Source organism: Indibacter alkaliphilus LW1, from assembly GCF_000295935.2.
Taxonomy (GTDB): Bacteria; Bacteroidota; Bacteroidia; order Cytophagales; family Cyclobacteriaceae; genus Indibacter; species Indibacter alkaliphilus.
Genome location: NZ_ALWO02000015.1, coordinates 12,694 through 31,972, shown reverse-complemented (window position 1 = coordinate 31,972; position 19,279 = coordinate 12,694). Strand labels below are relative to the sequence as shown.

Annotated in this window: 21 protein-coding genes; 9 read left to right on the top strand and 12 right to left on the bottom strand. The window is 39.5% G+C overall.

The annotated features are described in order from the left end of the window. Nucleotides 1-95: 95 nt before the first annotated feature. From A33Q_RS03480 to A33Q_RS03425, 12 genes are all read right to left on the bottom strand, one after another. A complete protein-coding gene (locus A33Q_RS03480) occupies nt 96-686 on the bottom strand; it encodes a porin family protein (protein ID WP_009035847.1) in 591 nt (196 codons plus the stop codon). 79 nt (nt 687-765) lie between these two features. After that, a complete protein-coding gene (locus A33Q_RS03475) occupies nt 766-1,137 on the bottom strand; it encodes a response regulator (protein WP_009035846.1) in 372 nt (123 codons plus the stop codon). Between the two features lie 127 nt (nt 1,138-1,264). Then, nucleotides 1,265-2,653, bottom strand: coding sequence for a sodium-dependent transporter (locus A33Q_RS03470; protein WP_009035845.1), 1,389 nt, complete (start codon nt 2,651-2,653; stop codon nt 1,265-1,267). 39 nt (nt 2,654-2,692) lie between these two features. Next, a complete protein-coding gene (locus A33Q_RS03465; RefSeq protein WP_009035844.1) occupies nt 2,693-3,610 on the bottom strand; it encodes an SDR family oxidoreductase in 918 nt (305 codons plus the stop codon). Further along, complete coding sequence (locus A33Q_RS03460; protein WP_009035843.1) at nt 3,607-4,452, bottom strand: peptidylprolyl isomerase; 846 nt, start codon at nt 4,450-4,452, stop codon at nt 3,607-3,609. Before A33Q_RS03460 ends, A33Q_RS03465 begins: the two co-directional genes overlap by 4 nt. Beyond that, a complete protein-coding gene (gene hemC, locus A33Q_RS03455; RefSeq protein WP_009035842.1) occupies nt 4,449-5,387 on the bottom strand; it encodes a hydroxymethylbilane synthase in 939 nt (312 codons plus the stop codon). Before hemC ends, A33Q_RS03460 begins: the two co-directional genes overlap by 4 nt. Next, nucleotides 5,377-6,291 carry a 30S ribosomal protein S6--L-glutamate ligase gene (gene rimK / locus A33Q_RS03450; RefSeq protein ID WP_009035841.1) on the bottom strand — a complete coding sequence of 305 codons (915 nt, stop codon included), beginning with the start codon at nt 6,289-6,291 and terminating at the stop codon, nt 5,377-5,379. Before rimK ends, hemC begins: the two co-directional genes overlap by 11 nt. Then, a complete protein-coding gene (locus tag A33Q_RS03445; RefSeq protein ID WP_009035840.1) occupies nt 6,288-6,719 on the bottom strand; it encodes an ATP-dependent zinc protease family protein in 432 nt (143 codons plus the stop codon). The genes rimK and A33Q_RS03445 overlap by 4 nt, the downstream gene beginning before the upstream one ends. Continuing rightward, complete coding sequence (locus A33Q_RS03440) at nt 6,716-7,864, bottom strand: DNA polymerase III subunit (protein ID WP_009035839.1); 1,149 nt, start codon at nt 7,862-7,864, stop codon at nt 6,716-6,718. The genes A33Q_RS03445 and A33Q_RS03440 overlap by 4 nt, the downstream gene beginning before the upstream one ends. A gap of 9 nt (nt 7,865-7,873) precedes the next feature. Continuing rightward, nucleotides 7,874-9,073: a GlmU family protein gene (locus A33Q_RS03435; RefSeq protein ID WP_040489823.1), complete on the bottom strand. Its 1,200-nt coding sequence runs from the start codon at nt 9,071-9,073 to the stop codon at nt 7,874-7,876. A 71-nt stretch (nt 9,074-9,144) separates the two neighbouring features. Then, nucleotides 9,145-9,390 (bottom strand): type B 50S ribosomal protein L31, encoded by a 246-nt coding sequence (locus A33Q_RS03430; RefSeq protein WP_009035837.1) that lies wholly within the window; start codon nt 9,388-9,390, stop codon nt 9,145-9,147. A gap of 190 nt (nt 9,391-9,580) precedes the next feature. Next, a complete protein-coding gene (locus A33Q_RS03425) occupies nt 9,581-10,462 on the bottom strand; it encodes a hypothetical protein (protein WP_009035836.1) in 882 nt (293 codons plus the stop codon). A 141-nt stretch (nt 10,463-10,603) separates the two neighbouring features. Between A33Q_RS03425 and A33Q_RS03420 the strand changes: the two genes are divergently transcribed. From A33Q_RS03420 to A33Q_RS03380, 9 genes are all read left to right on the top strand, one after another. Continuing rightward, nucleotides 10,604-11,221, top strand: coding sequence for a Uma2 family endonuclease (locus A33Q_RS03420; RefSeq protein ID WP_009035835.1), 618 nt, complete (start codon nt 10,604-10,606; stop codon nt 11,219-11,221). A gap of 96 nt (nt 11,222-11,317) precedes the next feature. Then, nucleotides 11,318-11,926, top strand: coding sequence for a hypothetical protein (locus tag A33Q_RS03415; protein ID WP_009035834.1), 609 nt, complete (start codon nt 11,318-11,320; stop codon nt 11,924-11,926). A 1-nt stretch (nt 11,927) separates the two neighbouring features. Further along, complete coding sequence (locus A33Q_RS03410; protein WP_009035833.1) at nt 11,928-12,221, top strand: winged helix-turn-helix domain-containing protein; 294 nt, start codon at nt 11,928-11,930, stop codon at nt 12,219-12,221. A 61-nt stretch (nt 12,222-12,282) separates the two neighbouring features. Next, nucleotides 12,283-12,609, top strand: a complete 327-nt coding sequence (locus A33Q_RS03405; protein WP_009035832.1) for a hypothetical protein — start codon at nt 12,283-12,285, stop codon at nt 12,607-12,609. Nucleotides 12,610-12,639: 30 nt separating this feature from the next. Then, the gene (locus A33Q_RS03400; RefSeq protein WP_040489820.1) at nt 12,640-13,371 is read left to right on the top strand and encodes a hypothetical protein; all 732 of its coding nucleotides are present in this window, start codon (nt 12,640-12,642) and stop codon (nt 13,369-13,371) included. Nucleotides 13,372-13,483: 112 nt separating this feature from the next. Next, the gene (locus tag A33Q_RS03395) at nt 13,484-15,169 is read left to right on the top strand and encodes a hypothetical protein (protein WP_009035830.1); all 1,686 of its coding nucleotides are present in this window, start codon (nt 13,484-13,486) and stop codon (nt 15,167-15,169) included. Between the two features lie 58 nt (nt 15,170-15,227). Continuing rightward, entirely contained in the window at nt 15,228-17,060 is a 1,833-nt protein-coding gene (locus A33Q_RS03390) for an ABC transporter ATP-binding protein (protein WP_009035829.1), read from the top strand. Between the two features lie 36 nt (nt 17,061-17,096). Next, on the top strand, nt 17,097-17,462 hold the full coding sequence (locus A33Q_RS03385) for a hypothetical protein (RefSeq protein WP_009035828.1): 366 nt from the start codon (nt 17,097-17,099) through the stop codon (nt 17,460-17,462). 75 nt (nt 17,463-17,537) lie between these two features. Further along, nucleotides 17,538-19,076 (top strand): YifB family Mg chelatase-like AAA ATPase, encoded by a 1,539-nt coding sequence (locus A33Q_RS03380; protein ID WP_009035827.1) that lies wholly within the window; start codon nt 17,538-17,540, stop codon nt 19,074-19,076. The last annotated feature ends 203 nt before the right edge of the window (nt 19,077-19,279 follow it).

Sequence of the window (19,279 nt, the reverse complement as noted above, 5' to 3'; positions counted from 1 at the left end):
ATTTTTAAAACTATATCCCTTGGCATTGATAACCAAAAACCCGGCCATGAGTACGACCTGAGTTTATTAAAATTATTTATTTGGAGAATATACGGTTAGAAAAGCCTGAATCCTGCAGAAATAATCAATTGGTTTTGACGCTGATCTGTTTCAAACCCGGCAACACTCCTGGAAATCTTGCTCAAAGAGTTTTCATACTTGAAGTCTAGGATAAGATTTCCAACATCGAGCCCGACTCCAGCCTGATAACCGATTGTTGAATTACTATAGTCAATATCAATAGCAGACTGAACAGCATCTTCCAATTTATAATCTAATAATATCGAAGCGATGGGCCCTGCCTGTACTCTAAAAAAGTTGGCCAGCTTAAACCCAAACATCATCGGGATATCAAACCTATTGAAATTAGCATCCAATGAAACATCCGTACTGCTAGAAGTTCTTTGAATTATAGTACCTCCTGTATTGGTAAAAAGGAATTCAGGCTGAACAAAGATTGAAGAACCGCCCATTCTTACAAAAAGTCCGACATGATAACCTGTCACACTTTCCCCTGAAGAAAAATCCTCTCCATTTACTGAAATGTTTGCCTGAGAAAGCCCTACTTTAGGACCTATAGAAAATTCCTGAGCGAAAATACAATTACTCACTATCAGGCCCACAAACAGTAAAATAATATTTTTCATTTATTAATTAAATTTTGCTGAATCAATCTACACAAAAATCATCAAAATATTAAACGAAAAATAATTAACAGTAATTGCATCAGTCCAGCCCTTTACTTGCCTGTTTTTGAGCAATAGCATAAATTTCATAAAAATCCATTGGCTTTTGAAGAAGTATATCAAAGGAAAGCTTAGTAGCATTTCTAAAATAATCAACATTTCCTGCTGTCAAGCCAATGATGGGCAGCTTATTAATCTTCTTATTATGTTTAATTTTGGCCAAAAGCTCCAGTCCGTCCATTTGAGGCATCATGATATCGGTAATTACCAGATCAAAGCCAGCCTGCTCTTCTAGAATATCAATAGCTTCCACCCCATTATTGGCAGTAAAAACTTCGTGATTTTCCTTTTCAAAAACTTTCTTTAGGATTAGTCTATTAATAGCATCATCATCTACTACAAGAACTTTCATTGTCAGTTGGGGTTGATTTGTCCGACAATATACATATTTATTAATTTAAAATACATATTTAAACATATAAACGAAAAAAGAGGGGCGCGAAACCCCTCTTTCCTGATTTAATGTCACAACAAGTCTTTTAACCGCCCTCCTGTGGCGTCCCGAAGATCCCCAGTAAGTCAAGCAATACCAATGCAATAACAATTGGGCAAACCCACTTGATAAAGAAAATCCACGCTGATCTCAAAAATCCTTTGAAGCCTGGAGAACCTTCTGCCAACTCATTGGCATAATCGCCAATTTTTTTGGCCCAGCCAGTATACAAACTCAACATGAGGCAAATCACTACCACTGCAAAAGTACCGAAGGTGAAGTCCATGATGGCAAAGAACCCTTCTTGGGTATTTCCGAGAAAAGTAATGGTCAACTCATTGAAGTAATTTCCTTCAATTGAGGAAAGCGCAGATGGGATTGACAAAAACATTGCTGCAATTCCAATTGACCATGTTGCCTTCTTTCTGCTCCATTTTTTCTCATCGATAAAATAAGAAACAGGTACCTCCAACATTGAAATACTAGAAGTCAAAGCAGCTACCAATAACAATAAGAAGAACATTGCACCAATGAAATTACCTCCTGGCATTGCATCAAAAACTTTTGGTAAAACCTCAAAAACCAAGGCAGGACCACCTGCAGGATCTTTTCCAGGTAGCAATGCAAATAAAGCAGGGAACACCATCAGACCTCCCAAAAGTGCTACCATACTATCCATACCGGCAATCCAACCTGAAGATTGGACAATATTGCTTTTCTTAGGTAAGTATGAACCAAAAGTAATCATTAGTCCCCATCCTACAGACATGGAGAAAAACGCCTGACCAAGTGCCTGTAAAATGACCTTGGTGGTGATTTTGGAGAAATCCGGATATAAATAATACTCAATCCCGGCACTTGCCCCTTCTAGTGTAACCGCCCTTCCAGCAATAAATATGATAATTACGAAAAGAACAGGCATTAAGAATTTCGCCGCTTTCTCAATTCCACCCGATACTCCACCCAGCACAACTCCGATTGTCATAAAGATGAATAGGAAACAAAGCGGTACCACATATTGTGGCGTATCCTGAAATTCTTCAAAATCCACTGGGATATTGATCAATTCTGTAAAAATATACCCAATTGTCCAGCCAGCAATTACAGAATAATAACTGAGCACACAGAAACAGACTAGGATACACAACACACCAGCTATCTGCCAAAACCCATTTCCACCGGTTGCTTTAATAGCTCCTATAGGATTTTTCCCGGATTTACGTCCAAGGGCAATTTCATTCAGCAAAAGGGGGAGTCCGATGAGAAGAACACATATTGCATAAACGAATACAAAAGCTCCTCCTCCATTTTCTCCAGTGAGATATGGAAACCTCCAAATGTTCCCCAATCCCACAGCAGAACCGGCTGCAGCCATAATAAAACCCAAACTGGAACCCCATTGGCCTCTTCCTTGGGTATCTGAATTCATTGCCATATTATTTGAATTAATTGATTTTAAGTGAAAATTTTAATTTTAAGAATCGGCTAATTTAAGTTGTTTTGATAAAATACCAATTCCGTCCATAAAACTTTTGGGGCTGTAGCCCAACTCCCTTTTTGCCTTGTCGATAACAAATCCTGTCTTCATTGGCCTCTTGGCCGGCTGCGAAAAATTACTTGAATCGGCTTTCTTAATCATTGATTTATCCAACCCAAAGTACTCTGCGGTCTGCATAGCCATGTCATAAGGCGTCAGAAAATCCTCTCCTGATATATTGAAAATCCCCTCTGAACCTTTTTCCATCAACAAAATACAACCCTCAGCCAAATCTTCGGCAAGAGTAGGAGTTCTCCATTGATCGGTCACAACATTGATCTTTTTTCTTTGTTCTAATGAATTTTTTACCCAAAGGATAATATTGGATCTGCTCATATCTGCGGCTACCCCATATACCAAAACAGTTCTTGCGATGGCCCATTTGCATTTCGATGCCTTGATCAGCTCCTCTGCCGCAAGCTTAGTTTCTCCATAGTAATTCACTGGATTAGCTGAAGCAGATTCATCATAAGGACCGTCTTTCCCATCAAAAATAAAATCTGTGGAAAGGTGAATAAGATGAACTTGGTTTTTTTCACATGCTTCTATAAGATTTCGAACAGCCGTAACATTGGATTCCCAACAAGCATTCTGATCTGCTTCACAATCATCTACCTGTGTCATGGCTGCTGTGTGAATGACACAATCAGGAATTTTCTTCGCAATCAATTCTAAAACAGCACTTTTATCACAGACATCAAGACTTATCCATTCATAATCTCCTTGCCAGCTTTCAGGGAGTCTGGACTCACCTCTTCCTGTTGCAAATAACTCAATAGCCTTATTATCTTTTAATTTTTTGATTAGCTTTTGCCCTAACAATCCATTTGATCCTGTAATAAGTACTTTTTTCATTTTTCCATGTATTCATAACCAAACTGCTTGGATATTGCAGATTTTGGCATTTGTTCAACACTCACTTTCATCCACACCGGATTGATTGGTTTATCCCGAGGACCGGTTTTCTCCTCTGCGATCTTCTCCATTACTTCCAATCCTTGAATAACTTTCCCAAATACAGTATATTCATCATCCAGATGAGGAGTTCCTCCTACTGTGGTGTATGCCTCTACTTGTTGCGGCGTTATCGGCTTTTCCAAGTTGACTCCAAAAAACTGCTCCAGATTGCGCTTCTCATCCAGCATCATCTTATTCAGGGCGTCAAATTCTTTTGCTTCATAAAGTTCGCTATACTTTTCTTTGAGCTCGACATTACTTCCTAATTGAATATATTTAAAAAATGTCTCTGACAACAATTTCATATCTGTGACCAATTCTTCTTTGGAATAGACTTTTCCTTGAATAATGTAAAACTGGGATCCGCTTGATCTTCTTTCAGGGTTGACATTGTTACCCTGACGTGCCGCAGCTATCATACCTTTGCTATGAATAAGTCCAGGCCTGATCTCTGCTGGTATTGTATACCACTCTTCTTCCGGTAATTTTTCTTTTCCAAAAACATCCCCTCCCTGAATCATAAAATTTTGAATGACTCTATGGAATTCCGTGGAATCAAAACGCCCTGCTTTTGCCAAGTCAATGAAATTGCCTTTGTGTTTCGGAGTTTCGTCAAATAAAATTGCATACATGTCTCCATGTCTGGTTTCGATTTTGATCAAATAGTCCTTTTCAGATACACAAGAAATAAGAAATACACCTAAAAACACGGCTATAAAGCATAAATTGACCTTTCTCATTGATTCAGTGTGGATTTAATTTCTTTCAATATTTTATCACCTCCACTGTTAAGAACCTTATCAGCAAGTTTCTTTCCAAGTGTTTCGGCCTTGACTTTTTCTCCCTCGACTTCTTCCACAATTCTTTTATCTCCTGCCAAGCTAACAATCCCCCCTTTAAGCTTCAGCATATCTCCTTCAATGATGGCCAAGGCAAAAACAGGTATGCTACACCCTCCTTCCAACACTCTTAGATAGGCACGTTCGGCCAAAAGACGCCACCCGGTTTCCTCATGGTGACAGGCTTTGATAATTTGATTTCTTATTTCAGTATTCAACCCTTTTGAAGATTCTATCGCCACGGAGCCCTGCCCTACAGCAGGTGTAAACTCCTCCAAGGACAAAAGATGCCTTATTTTTTCATTATATCCCATTCTATGTGCTCCAGCATAGGCAAGCAGTAATGCATCACAAATTCCGGATTCCATCTTTGCTATTCTGGTTTGAAGATTGCCGCGGACTTCCACTGTTTTGATGTGGGGATAAAAGTGTTTGAGGGTAGCTACTCTTCTAGTAGAAGAAGTACCGAGCACCAGGGACTTATCTGGGTTCTTGTAATCGATATCCTCTTGGTGGCTTAAAATGATGTCATTTACTTTTTCTCTTTCAGTAAAAGCAATGAGTTCAAACCCTTCAGGAAGTGAAGACTGCATATCTTTAGCGCTATGCACAGCAATATCGATAATTCCTGATGCCAACTGGTCTTCAAGCTCTTCGGTAAAGACTCCCTTACTCCCGATTTTGGCAATAGAAACGTCCAAAACCTTATCGCCCTTGGTTTCAATGATCACAATTTCGCTATCAAGCCCTTTGGCTTTTAGCAAGTCTGCTACATGATAGGCTTGCCAAAGAGCCAGTTTGCTGCCTCTTGTACCGATTCGGATTTTATGGTTCATTTTTGATTTTCCTTTTCAAAGGCTGCTTATTTACAGCTCCTTCTATAAATTTTACAATTTCTCCCGCAATGTTGACTCCAGTGGCCTTTTCTATTCCTTCTAGCCCCGGGCTACTATTTACTTCAAGGATAAGAGGACCTCTTTCAGATTGAAGCATATCCACTCCAGCAATATCAAGCCCCAAGGCTTTGGCGGCATTTAAGGCTGCTGTTTTTTCGGCTCTTGAAAGTTTGATTACAGTGGCTTTCCCTCCTCTGTGCAGGTTGGATCGGAACTCACCTTCAGCTCCCTGCCTTTTCATGGCTCCTACTACTTTTCCATTTACCACGAAAGCTCTAATATCAGCACCTTTTGCTTCTTTGATAAATTCCTGGACAATGATCCTAGCTTTTAGTCCATGGAAAGCCTCTATTACAGATTGACCGGCTTTTTTTGTTTCTGCTAAAACCACTCCAAGACCCTGAGTTCCTTCAAGAAGTTTGATAATCAATGGTGCACCTCCCACTCTCTCGATAAGGGCTTTTTCTCCACCTTTAGAAAAATTTGTAAATGCTGTTTTAGGCATACCCAACCCAGCCCTTGACAGAATCTGGAGACTTCTCAGCTTATCTCTGCTTCTCACAATAGCTTGGGATTCTACAGCAGAAAATGTACCCATCAACTCAAATTGCCTGACCACTGCTGTCCCGTAAAAAGTAACAGAAGCTCCGATTCTTGGGATGATTGCATCAATCCCCTCGAGTTTTTCTCCTTTATAAATAATAGACGGGCCCACCTGCTCAATAATAAGATCACATAAAGAGTGATCTACAATCTGCGCTTCGTGCCCAGCTTCCTTAATCGCTTCCGCAAGTCTTCTTGTAGAATACAAATGAGGGTTTCTTGATAAAATTGCAATTTTCATTTTGAAGACTTTTTTGAAAGGTTTACTTCCTCCACATCTACAATAAATCTGCCCTGAAGCAGCTTCCGGCCCAATAGAATTGGGTTTTTCATTTTTGACCTGTCGGTTAAAGTAAACTCTGCTGGAAACTTCTCTCCAAACATAAGGACTTCTGTACTGACTTTATATCTAATTTCCGCCTGACCAAAAGAATTCTTTACTTTCTTTTGAGTATAGTTGCTTGTTCTGATCTTTCCAAGCTTATAAAATTTATGACTTGGCTCTAAGGGCTGAAATTCCAAAAACATCTTTCCACCGTCCTCAAATTCCTTTATCCCTTCGCAATGTATGGAAGAAGTATACGCTCCTGTATCCACTTTGGCTGTTACATTGATGAGACCCCATTCAGGAATTGCTATTTTTTCTCTTCTCCCTATCAGTCTTTTCATCTAGATGCTGTTTGCTTAGGTTTCATAACTCTTGCAATTTGAAAAGAAAGGTCTCCAAATAGAACTTTCATGTTTGCATTCCTCTCCAAGTGATAATAGGCCTGATTTATCAATTCATAAATGCGACTGATTTTTTCACCGTCCAGCACGTGAACTCCCAAATTATGAATAAACTGCCTATCCGTATCTGCGCTCCGCATAAGGTTAGGAATCTGTGCTTTATCCAGCATCACTTCTCTCAATACGTTGGCCCCTGAAAGAAGGAGTGATTTTTGGGCCTCCTTGTCTCTGGTGCTGAATTTATCTACAAAATCAAAAATCTGATTGATATCAACAGTATAGCATGCTCTAAACCAATCTCTGATCAAAGCTGTATTTTCATCTTGTACCTGATCTATCAAACGATATGCTTCCCTCATATTGCCATCGGCAAGTGGAGCAATCTGAACAGCAGCTTCTCTGCTGCACAAATCTTCAGAAACCAAGTGATCCATTATCTCTTCATCTGAAAAAGCCCTCACCATGATTTTTTGGGTTCTGGACAAAATGGTAGTCAGTAACTGCTCGGGCTGAGATGTCACTAACAAAAAGACTGTTTTCTCTGGTGGTTCTTCAAGTATTTTCAACAATGAATTGGCTGAGGCTGTATTCAAAAATTCAGGACACCAAATCATCATGATTTTATACCCTCCTTCAAAGGACTTCAAAGAAAGAGTTCGAATTACTTGACGAGCCGCTCCTTTTGAAATATTCAATTGTTTTTTTTCAAAATCATTTTGGTAAATCCAATCAGAAATATTCCCATATCCATTTTGAATGGCGAAGTTTCTAAACGACCCTACTACATCTACTTTTTTCTTTTTTTCCTCTTCGTCTTCCTTGACCTCTCCCGGCATTGGAAAAGCAAAATTCATATCAGGATGGACTAATTTTGCCATTTTCTGACAAGAAGCACACTCTCCACAGGCATCTTCTTCACCGGGATTATGGCAATGAAGATAGGTAGCAAGCGACAATGCCATTTTGAGGTTGGCAGATCCTTCAGGACCGTGAAAGAGTAAAGCATGGGCCAAATGATTATTTTTGACAGCCTGAACTATCTTGTTTTTGACATCACTTAAACCCGGAATTGATGAAAATAGCATAAAACCAGATTAAACTTCTTTTTCCCAAATACGATAATGCTTGGTCAATTCAAAAATCTTTTTGATGATTTCTTTTTCTTGCTCATCATATATCAACCCTCTTCTTTTCATTACTGCTAAAGCCGTTTCTTCAAATTTTCTTACTTGAAAAGTAGAAAAGCCGGCGGCACCCCCCCAAGAGAATGAAGGGATGAAGTTTCTAGGGTAGCCATCGCCAAAGACATTAGCTCCAACTCCTACAACCGTACCGGTATTGAACATGGTATTGATGCCGCACTTGGCATGATCTCCCATCATCAGCCCACAGAACTGAAGTCCAGTATTGGCAAAACCACCCTTGGTATAATCCCAAAGTTTGACCGCGGCATAATTGTTTTTAAGATTGGAGGTATTGGTGTCTGCGCCGAGATTGCACCACTCACCAATCACGGAGTTGCCGAGAAAACCTTCATGACCTTTGTTACTATATCCAAAAATCACGGAATTGGAAATCTCTCCACCTACTTTGGAATGTGGACCAACAGTGGTATCTCCTCTCAGCTTTGCCCCCATATTGACCGTCGAACCTTCACAAAGTGCAAAAGGACCTCTTATCACTGCTCCTTCCTGAATTTCTGAATTTTTACCTATATAAATTGGCCCATTCTCAGCATTCAAAACCGCTGCTTTTATCACAGCTCCTTCTTCTACAAAAATATTTTCTTTAGCGTAGACTATGGTATACTGGTCTGAAATAGGTAAGGAGCCACGCCCTTTGGTTATCAAGTGAAAATCTTTCTTGATTTCTGCGGAATTATATTGAAAAATATGCCATGATTTCTGGATAGAAACCGGAACTCCAGCAAACTCTATCCGCTCAAGGTTTTTTCCATGGTCTGGATGAAATTCCTCAGGAAAATCCGAATGACAAGCCAACAACAAGGAGTCGGAGTAAAGAGCCTGCCCTTTTTCAAGCTGACTTATGATTTGCCAAAGTTTTTCATCTGGACAAACAGCTCCATTGACCATCAATGCCGGACCTGAAGGTTTGGTGAACTTTTCACTCAGATAATCTTGTGTCAAAAAACCTGGTTTACTTTGCGAATAATGCATCCACTTTTCCGAAATTTTCAGGATCCCAATTCTAATATCTGCTATAGGCCTGGTAAAAGTAAACGGTAAAAGTGACCCCCTAAATGCCGGGTCATCAAATAAAATAATATTGTCCATGGCACAAAAATAAAAAAGTCTCCCGGAAAACAAGTTCCGGGAGACCTATACCTTCCATCCTAGAGATGAAATTATTTTTTGGCGTATCTCTTGTTAAATTTCTCAACTCTACCAGCTGTATCCAACAACATTTTCTTACCTGTGTAGAAAGGATGCGAGTTTGAACTAACTTCAATCTTATAAAGCGGATATTCTTTTCCGTCTTCCCATTCGATTGTCTCACTTGTTTCGATAGTGGACTTTGTGATAAATTTATAATCACTTGAGGTGTCGAAAAATACGACTTCTCTGTAGTTAGGATGAATTTCTTTTTTCATTGTATTGCTATTTATCTTAGATCGCTTTTCTGAAATGAGGCACAAAGTTATCCCTTTTTCCAAATGTATCCAAATTGAACCAAAAAATATTTGGCTCTGAGTTATTCAGTCTGCAAAGAATCTTGCTATTAGTCGTACAAAACCAATAAGCGAGCGTTCAATCACTTAACCCTTTGAGTAAAAAATTAGCTTAAGGTTCCCTAAATTCTTCTCCAAAATTGAATTTCATCAATGCCATACGGGTTTGGTTTCTGGCCGCCCTTCTGAAAATCCCTCCAGAAATAGTTGTACCAAAACTAGCAATCGTCAGTGGCAATAACAAGTTACTAGGAGCGGAAGATTGTATCTGCGGAGAGAGTATATAGCCAACGAATACAAAAGTAGAAGCCAAATCCAAAATCCCAATGGCCAAACTCCAATTCTGATTGCGCTGTGACTTCCTGTAGTATTCAGCAAATTCTGGATATGTTTCTTTGTATAGATCAATTCGATCTTTACTTAACAAGTTTGGACCATCATAAATGTCTATTTTTTCGCCCAGAAAATTACTCCTAAAGTCCATTTTCAAATATGGCTTGTTCAAGTCTTCCTGTCTAATCAAGTAATTGTGGTTATCAATCAGACCATTGATCTTCCTGACCCCTTGTCGGTTCATCGATCTGCCTATAGCTCCACCTACACCACCAGCTGTTGTAGCAACAAACCAATTCAACACAATCTGATTGTTCAACCTGTTTCTGTTGTCATAGGCATAACCTAAGGCGCCTAAAACAACAGCTTGTCCAGTTAATAAAACCCCCGTTCCTGTCAAGGCTTTGGTATGGGTTTGGGAAAAATCATTGGCATCTCCCGGCATGATCTCCATGTAGGCACGGACTTCTCTAGCACTGACCTTTTCTCCTTCAATAAAATAGACGGGGTTACCAAAGAAATTCTCTCTCAATAAAACAACAGGATAATCCGGGTAATAATTATTCTTAAAGAAAGATCTGCCTTCAGAATTTTGAGAAAAGGACTGTTGGCTGATCAAAAAGATTACCAGAGCGGAAAATATTCGTAATAATTTCACCATTGATTATCCAAGAAAACTAAACCAACTTAGAAATTAAATGACAGATATCAAAAACAATTGACTAATTTATTAATTTTACTAGATGTTCAACATACTTAAAAATACTTTCTGCCCGATCTTAATTTTTCTTAAATTAAACCTATGGAAATGGAAGATGAAAAAAACCTCTTTAAAGAGCCCTATTCCGAATATGGCAGCTACACCTATGCAGACTATCTGACATGGGAAATTGACCATATGGTCGAATTGATCAAAGGAAAAGTTTTTAGACAGGCAGCCGCTGCTCCTAGAAGAATTCATCAGGAAATATCGGGTAGAATATTTTTTAAATTATATCTCAAACTAGAAAAGAAGAAATGTAAAGTTTTCTCTGCCCCATTCGATGTGCGTCTTCCTGTCAAGTCCAAAAAACATCAAGACATCAATACCGTGGTGCAACCGGATATCTGTGTGGTCTGTGATCCAGAAAAATTGGATGACCTGGGCTGTGTGGGCGCCCCTGACCTGATTATGGAAATCCTTTCTCCTTCCAACAATAAAAAGGAACTCCAAAACAAATATGAGGTCTACGAGGAAAGCGGTGTCAAGGAATACTGGATCATACACCCGTATGAAAAAACACTTTTGGTGTACGCTTTGATACATGGAAAGTATGTTCCATCAAAGCTTTTTACGCTTGGAGATCATGTTGCTTCCAAATGCATCCAAGGGTTTGTTCTTGATCTTGACGAATTGTTTGAGGGTATTGAAAGCATATAATTTAATTTAACCTTAGCCATTTCAAAAAATTTCTTTTGGAAATGCATACAAGATATTATTATTTGATTTTACTTTGTATTTCAAAGTACTTTCTAAATGAAAAACCCTCAGCAAGAACTATCAGAAATCAAGTCAATGATGGAAAGGAGTATCAAATTCCTTTCCTTGAGTGGATTGTCCGGAATCATGGCCGGCATTTATGCCTTATTAGGAGCTTCACTGATATATTATTGGGTAGCTAGACCCAATTTGACTACATCAAACCTTACAGATGCAATTTCCGGGAGAATAAGCAGTATCGTTTGGATTGGCATTTCTGTACTCCTATTATCCATTTTTACAGCCTATTTTTTGAGCCAAAAAAACAGCCGACGTACTTCCAGCAAACTATGGACACCCGCAGGGAAAAGATTTCTAACCGCGCTATTCCTACCGGTCACCCTTGGGGCATTATTCTGTTTTGCTCTCTTACACTTGGGACAATTCGAATTGATTGCTTCCTCTACTTTACTCTTTTATGGTATAGGACTGATACAGGCATCACTGTTTACTTTGAATGATATCAGGTACCTAGGGTTTGGTCAAGTTGTTTTAGGTATTTTGGCTGCCTTTTTCCCTGCTTTTGGACTTTTCTTCTGGGCAATAGGTTTCGGTGTCCTCCATATCCTGTATGGCAGTATCATGTACTTCAAATACGAAAGATAAAGTGAAAGGAAACTACGACAAGGCTTTCGAAAATGTAATCCGGCTCAGGGTCATGTCTGTCCTGATGGTCAATGAACGATACGACTTCAATTCCTTCAAAGAGCTGCTTGAAGTAACTGATGGCAACCTTGCTTCTCACCTCAAAAACCTGGAAAATTCCGGATACATATTAGTGGAAAAATCATTTCAGGGAAGAAAACCCCTAACCAATTATTCCGCAACAAAGGCTGGAAAAAAAGCTTTTCAATCGCACCTGGATTTTCTTGAAAATCTTATCCATGAAAATAAACTCTAAAAAAATTTATCCATCTACTTTGAAATCCAAAGTGAATTAACCTTATCCCTATCAAAACACTATGAAACCTTCAGCAGAATTTCCCCAAAAACAAGTAGTCAAAAACGCTTTCCTTTCGGCCCTTTTTGGAGCAGCAATTCCACTTATAGGGCTTATTACCATGATCATTTCAAAAGAAGATCAACTTGAACTCTGGATGTTTTTTCCACTAATTATCATTCCTTCAGGAGGGGCATTTGGAGGGGTATTTTTCTATTTGATGGGTTTTTATTGGTTTCCTTCCGGAAACAGACAACTTATTGCCATCATCTTCTGCACAATATTTTATTTTGTTGCACTTTGGATTTCGGCCGTGATGGCTTTTGCAATTACCGGTCACTGGGATTAAAAAACTTAAGTGTTATTTCATTTTATCTACATGAAAAAGCAAGAAGCAACACTTACCTTAATTTTCTCCAAATTGGAAGATTATTATAGAAGCATCAAGCAAAATCGGTGGCATTGGATATTGTATATCATCTGCAGAGCTCTCCTGGCTTTTGCATTCATTGCGGCAGGCTTGGTGAAGATCTTCGGGGAAAGATTTGCAAGCGGATTGTCGGAACTTCATCCCATGGGAGCCTACTTGGAAGCTTTGCACCATACAGGATACTATTATACATTTATCGGATACGCCCAGGTGGTGGCAGGGATATTTTTATTAATTCCCCAAACAGTACTCTTGGGGGCAATGATCTATTTACCCATTATTGTAAATATCTGGATCCTTTCTTTTGCAGTGCGGTTTGAAGGCTCATTCGTCAGCTCACCTTTAATGGTATTGGCCAATCTCTACATTCTGGCCTGGCACTATGACAAGCTGAAATACATCCTTCCATTCAACTGCCACTCAAATACAGTCTCCCTTCCTAAGCCAAAAAAATATGAAACAAAATTTCCTGTGGTATTCTTCATAGGAGTTTTTTCCACGATGTGCTTTACGGTTTGGCTAGCTCATTTTGGATATTCTGTTATGCCCCGAAATTCCTTCAAAGACTGTAATTCCCAATTTACCAATACAGAAAATGAACTGATAGGTCAGGAGTTTTGCCAATGTATTCATATCTCCGGCAAACCTTTAAGCGAATGTTTGAAAATTCTGGGAAATTAAATTTAAAAGGGGGTGCTGAGAGTTTCTTTTTTTCATTCCAAAACAAAAAACAGGGGGTACTTTCTTTATCACCTGTTTTTTTTAGCTTTACAACAATCTAGCTTAACCCCGCATGAAAAACAAATTGCTTTTCGCTTGTTCGATTTTGCTATTTTTCAGTGAAAATTCATTTGGACAAGGTGCCTACATCCCCTACAACAGGGATTATTATCACCTGATCGAACGCTATGAAATTTTGGAAGGCAAAAACAATCCTATTTTCCACACTGGATTCAAGCCTTATAGAAGGGACCAGGTTGCTTCCTACTTGGACACTTTGGCTACGGGGAAGCTCATACAATCAAATGCAGACAGGTTTAATCTTAACTACCTGAGCAATGACAACTGGGAGTTTATAGACAGGGAAACAGAAAACTCCAAAAAGCCCCTTCTTGGAGGCCTCTACAGAAAACCTTCTGATTTTTTCCATTATAGAGACTCTATTTTTGATTTCCACATCAATCCGGTCATATACCTTTCAGGAGGTATGGAGCCTAATCAGGAGAATTTCCGAATGAGAAACAGTAGAGGGGTTGAATTCAGGGGAAGTATTGACCGAAAAGTCTCTTTCTACACCTATTTCACTACTACACAGACCATTTTTCCCTCCTGGGTAAAAGAATATGTGGAACAGAACGGTGCTGTACCCGGAGAAGGGTTTTGGAAAAGGTACGAGGGGGAAGGATACGGCTACTTCTCCGCTATGGGTCATGTGAATTTCAACATCAGCAAAAGTATTCAGGCACAATTTGGACATGATCGAAATTTTGTTGGGGAAGGTTACCGGTCGCTGATCATTTCTGATTTTTCCAATCCATATGTCTTTGTCAAACTCAACACCAAAATCTGGAAATTCAACCTTACCAACCTATGGTCTCAAAAAACAGCTGATGTGACTTATGACTTTGCAGGAAGGCCTACAGACGATAGATATCCACAAAAGTGGTTTTCCCACCACAGGCTTGGCATCAATATCGGTAAAAATTTAAATGTGGGTGTTTTTGAATCGGTCATGAAAAATGAATTTGACTGGAATTACCTGAATCCACTGATTTTTTACCGATGGGTAGAGCATCAATTGGGAACTCCGGATAAAGTCATGTTGGGAACTGATCTTAAATGGAATTTTACACCAGGCATGCAATTTTATGGGCAGTTTGTGCTGGATGAGTTTGTGTTTGGGGAGTTTTTTGGCATAGATGGACCAAATTCAATCCGAAACAAACACGCACTACAGGCAGGCTACAAATACATCAATGCTTTCAAAGTGAGCAATCTCGACCTGCAATTGGAATACAATCAGGTAAGACCTTATACCTATCAGGAAAAATTCGAAAATCAGTCTTTCACCAATTACCGTACCCCTTTAGCACATCCACTAGGTGCAAACTTCCGGGAGGCAGTTGCCATAGTTCGTTATCAGCCTGCACCGAGATTTTTCACAAATCTGACTGCTCTTTATCAGTATTTTGGTGATGACCCATCTGAAGAGGTGAACTTCGGGAAAAATGTATTGAAAAACCGAATGAGTCCAAATACAGGGATTGGTCTGTTTGGAAATGTTATTGGCCAAGGTGTAGAAAACAGGGTCTTGATGGCCAATCTCAACCTAAGCTACATGGTAAGGCAGAATGTGTTTTTAGACTTCAGCCATTCAGTTAGAACCCAGAGTGTGGAAAATGAAGAGCAAACCAGAAATACTTCCTTCACGCAACTCTCCCTTAGGGTAAACATGACGCGAAATGACTTCAACTACTAATGCCTCCTGTTTTGGGTTTAAAATGTTTAACTTGCGGCCTTAAACCGTAATTGACCGAATGCAGACTTACCTCAGGATACTATCCTTCGCCAAACCTTACAGAAGGTACTTCCCTGTTTATATTATTTATACTTTACTCGCCATCATTTTTGGCTTATTGAATTTCACGCTTCTTAAGCCACTTTTTGATGTGATATTCGAACAGGTGGAACCAGAAGCAATGAGCAGGTATCTTATCAAGCCAGACTTTGCCTTTTCCTTGGATTATTTCATCCATTTGTTCAATTACTATTTTCTCCAGACCGCAGAAACTTACGGAAAATTTGGCACATTGGTCTATGTCTGTCTGATCATAGTCATTTCGGTTTTTCTTTCCAACCTATTCACCTATCTGTCAGGAGTAGTCCTCGCTAAGGTCAGGGCTGAAATCATCCAAAAAATGAGGTTGAGGATCTTCACCCGTGTATCCGGAATGCACATTGGCTATTTTTCCAACGAAAGAAAGGGTGATCTAATGTCCAAAATCACGAATGACATCCAAGAGGTAGAAAATATGGTCGTTCAGTCTTTGAAAGTCGTTTTTAAAGAACCTGCAACCATTATTCTCTATTTTGCTGTACTCTTTATGATGTCGGTCAAGCTGACCTTATTCACCATATTGGTGATTCCCATTTCAGGAGCCATCATCGGTACGATTACCAAAAGACTCCGAAAAAAAGCCATAGAAAGTCAGGAATCATTGGGGCGGATTGTCAATATTTTAGATGAAACCATTTCAGGAATGCGGGTCATCAAGGCTTTTGGGGCCCAGAAGTATGTAGAAGAAAAATTTGACAAGGAAACAGAGTTTTATTCAAATGTGAATGTATCCATGGCTAAAAAAAATGAGCTGGCCTCGCCTATTTCACAGTTTTTGGGAGTATCCGTGGTAGCTGGCATCTTGGTCTATGGAGGAAATTTGGTCTTGAGCAATAGTTCAGAGTTGAGTGCTTCTGATTTCATCACCTATATTATCATATTTACCCAAGTTCTAAATCCAGCCAAAGAAATCTCCAAGGCTGCCAGCAGTATACAGAGGGGCTTAGCCTCGGCAGACAGAATCTTTGAAGTGGTGGATACCAAAAGTCAAATCAGCAATAAAGTCAATTCCAAAAAAATTCAAGATTTTAAGTTGGAAGTTATTTTCGATAAAATTTCCTTCAAATACGAAAAAGAAACCGTCCTGAAAGATATCAATTTCAGGCTGGAAAAAGGAAAAACAGTCGCACTGGTGGGTCCATCAGGAGGAGGAAAATCAACAATTGCTGATTTATTGCCCCGGTTTTACGACCCTAGCTCGGGAAAAATTACCCTAGATGGAGAAGATATCAGGGACCTTGATATTTTGGGATTAAGGTCTTTGATGGGAATTGTGACACAAGAATCCATTTTATTCAATGATACAGTATTCAACAATATTGCTTTTGGCCTAAAAAACATCTCAGAAGAAGAAGTGTTGGAAGCTGCTAAAATCGCAAATGCCCATGAGTTTATTGTCCAACTGGAAAATGGCTATCAAACCAACATTGGAGAAAGAGGGTCCAAACTTTCCGGTGGCCAAAGACAAAGGTTGAGTATAGCCCGTGCAGTTTTGAAAAACCCACCTATTCTGATTTTGGATGAAGCCACCTCTGCTTTGGATTCACAATCTGAAAAACTGGTCCAAGAAGCCCTGACCAACCTTATGGCCAACAGAACTACCTTGGTCATTGCCCACCGACTAAGCACAATCCAACATGCCGATGAAATCCTTGTGATCAAAAAAGGCCAAATTGTACAAAGAGGAACGCATCATGAACTCATGGCACAAGAAGGTCTCTATCGGAATCTTTCTACTATGCAGTCTGTTTAGTATATTCAAAGCAGAACTCAAAAAAACCAAAAATCAATGAGACAAATCAATAAAATAGCACATCTATTAGTGCTTCTTTTTTTCGGAATCAGTTTAGTGTTTTTCCTTTCCTTCAATGGTATCAAAGGTTTGTTTGGGATCGAAGAACTAAACTCTACCCTAGTTGTATATTTCCTACTGATAGGACTAATCCTTTTTCTTATCGCTTTTGGTACTGGCAAAATGGTCAGAAATGGTCTAGAAGAAGAAATTTCAAAAAAAGAAGCTGAAAAGAAAGAATTGAAGGCCACACTGTATGATCTTGAAAAAGGGATCAAACTCACTAATCTGGAAAGAAAAATCGATCAAAAAGATGAAGGCAAAGAAACATCTACAATTAGGCCAAGGCAGAATTTCAAATAATTAGATTTTTAATTCAAAATCGTTAAATTTAGGAATCTGCAAGGATTCCTTTTTTATTGAACAAAATTTTGTTTTATGGTAGCAAAAACTTTTGGCAGTGCGGTATCGGGAGTAGATGCCAAGCTGATCACTATCGAGGTTAATGTGGGGCAAGGCACGGGTTTTTTCATGGTTGGTCTTCCTGATAGTGCTGTAAAAGAGAGCCAACAGCGGGTAGAGTCCGCTCTCAAGTATTTTGGTTATCGCATGCCCAGGCAAAAGGCAGTGATCAACCTGGCACCCGCCGATATCCGAAAAGAAGGTTCTTCCTACGACCTGCCCATAGCACTGGGAATTCTCAAAGCTTCAGAACAAGTAAATTTCCCCGGGTTGGAATCATACGTGATCATGGGCGAATTATCTCTTGACGGTCAGTTAAGACCCGTAAAGGGAGTATTACCTATAGCCATAGAAGCGAGAAAAAGAGGGTTTAAAGGCTTTATCTTGCCTTTAGAAAATGCACCTGAAGCTTCTATCGTCAATAACCTCGATATCATAGGAGTAAATTCACTTAACGAGGCCATAGACTTTTTAGAGGGAACCATGGAAATCACCCCAATGGTGACGGATACCCGGGATTTGTTTTTCAACTCAGTTGAAAACTATGAGTTTGACTTTGCAGATGTTCAGGGCCAGGAAAATATCAAGCGGGCTATGGAAATAGCTGCTGCAGGTGGTCATAATGTGATCATGATTGGGCCTCCAGGAGCAGGCAAAACCATGCTGGCCAAAAGACTACCTTCAATTCTCCCCCCATTAACTTTACAGGAGGCCCTAGAGACTACAAAAATCCATTCTGTCGCAGGGAAACTAGGAAGAAATGCCTCCCTCATCGCTCAAAGGCCTTTCAGATCTCCCCACCACACAATTTCTGATGTTGCTTTGGTGGGCGGCGGTGGAAACCCACAACCGGGGGAAATATCCCTATCTCACAATGGGGTTTTGTTTTTAGATGAGTTGCCCGAATTCAAAAGAACCGTATTGGAAGTCATGAGACAGCCTCTTGAAGAAAGAAAAGTCACAATTTCAAGGGCAAAAGTTTCTGTAGACTATCCGGCAAACTTCATGTTGATTGCAAGCATGAATCCCTGCCCTTGTGGATATTACAATCATCCGGAAAAAGAATGTGTATGCGGACCGGGAATCGTTCAGAGATATTTGAATAAAGTCAGTGGCCCACTTTTGGACAGAATAGATCTTCATGTCGAAGTCACCCCAGTGAAATTTGATGAAATGACCTCTACCAGAAAAACTGAATCCAGTAAATCTATCAGAGATAGAGTCATCATAGGCCGAGACATCCAGGTCGAAAGGTTCAAGGACAAGCCCGATGTATTCTGCAATGCCATGATGCCATCTCATGTAGTCAAGGAGGTATGTCAAATCAATGAGGCTGGCAAGACACTATTGAAAACAGCCATGGAGAGACTTGGCCTTTCTGCAAGAGCTTATGACCGTATTCTCAAAGTTTCCAGGACAATCGCTGACCTAGCCCAATCCAAAGAAATCAAAGTGGAACATCTCGCTGAAGCTATACAATATCGTAGCTTAGACAGAGAAGGCTGGGCAGGGTAGCCAAATTGCTTTTAACCATATTACCTAAAACACATTTTCAGACTCAAACATTTCTCTACCTGATTTTTCACAAAATTTTGTGAAAGGCGAAAATAATTTGTGAAAAATTTTACAAAATCAAAAAACATGCATTTATTTGGTAGAATTAAAGACATTTAGCTACAAGTTGCTTTAATCACCCTGTTTTTTTATCTAAATATTAA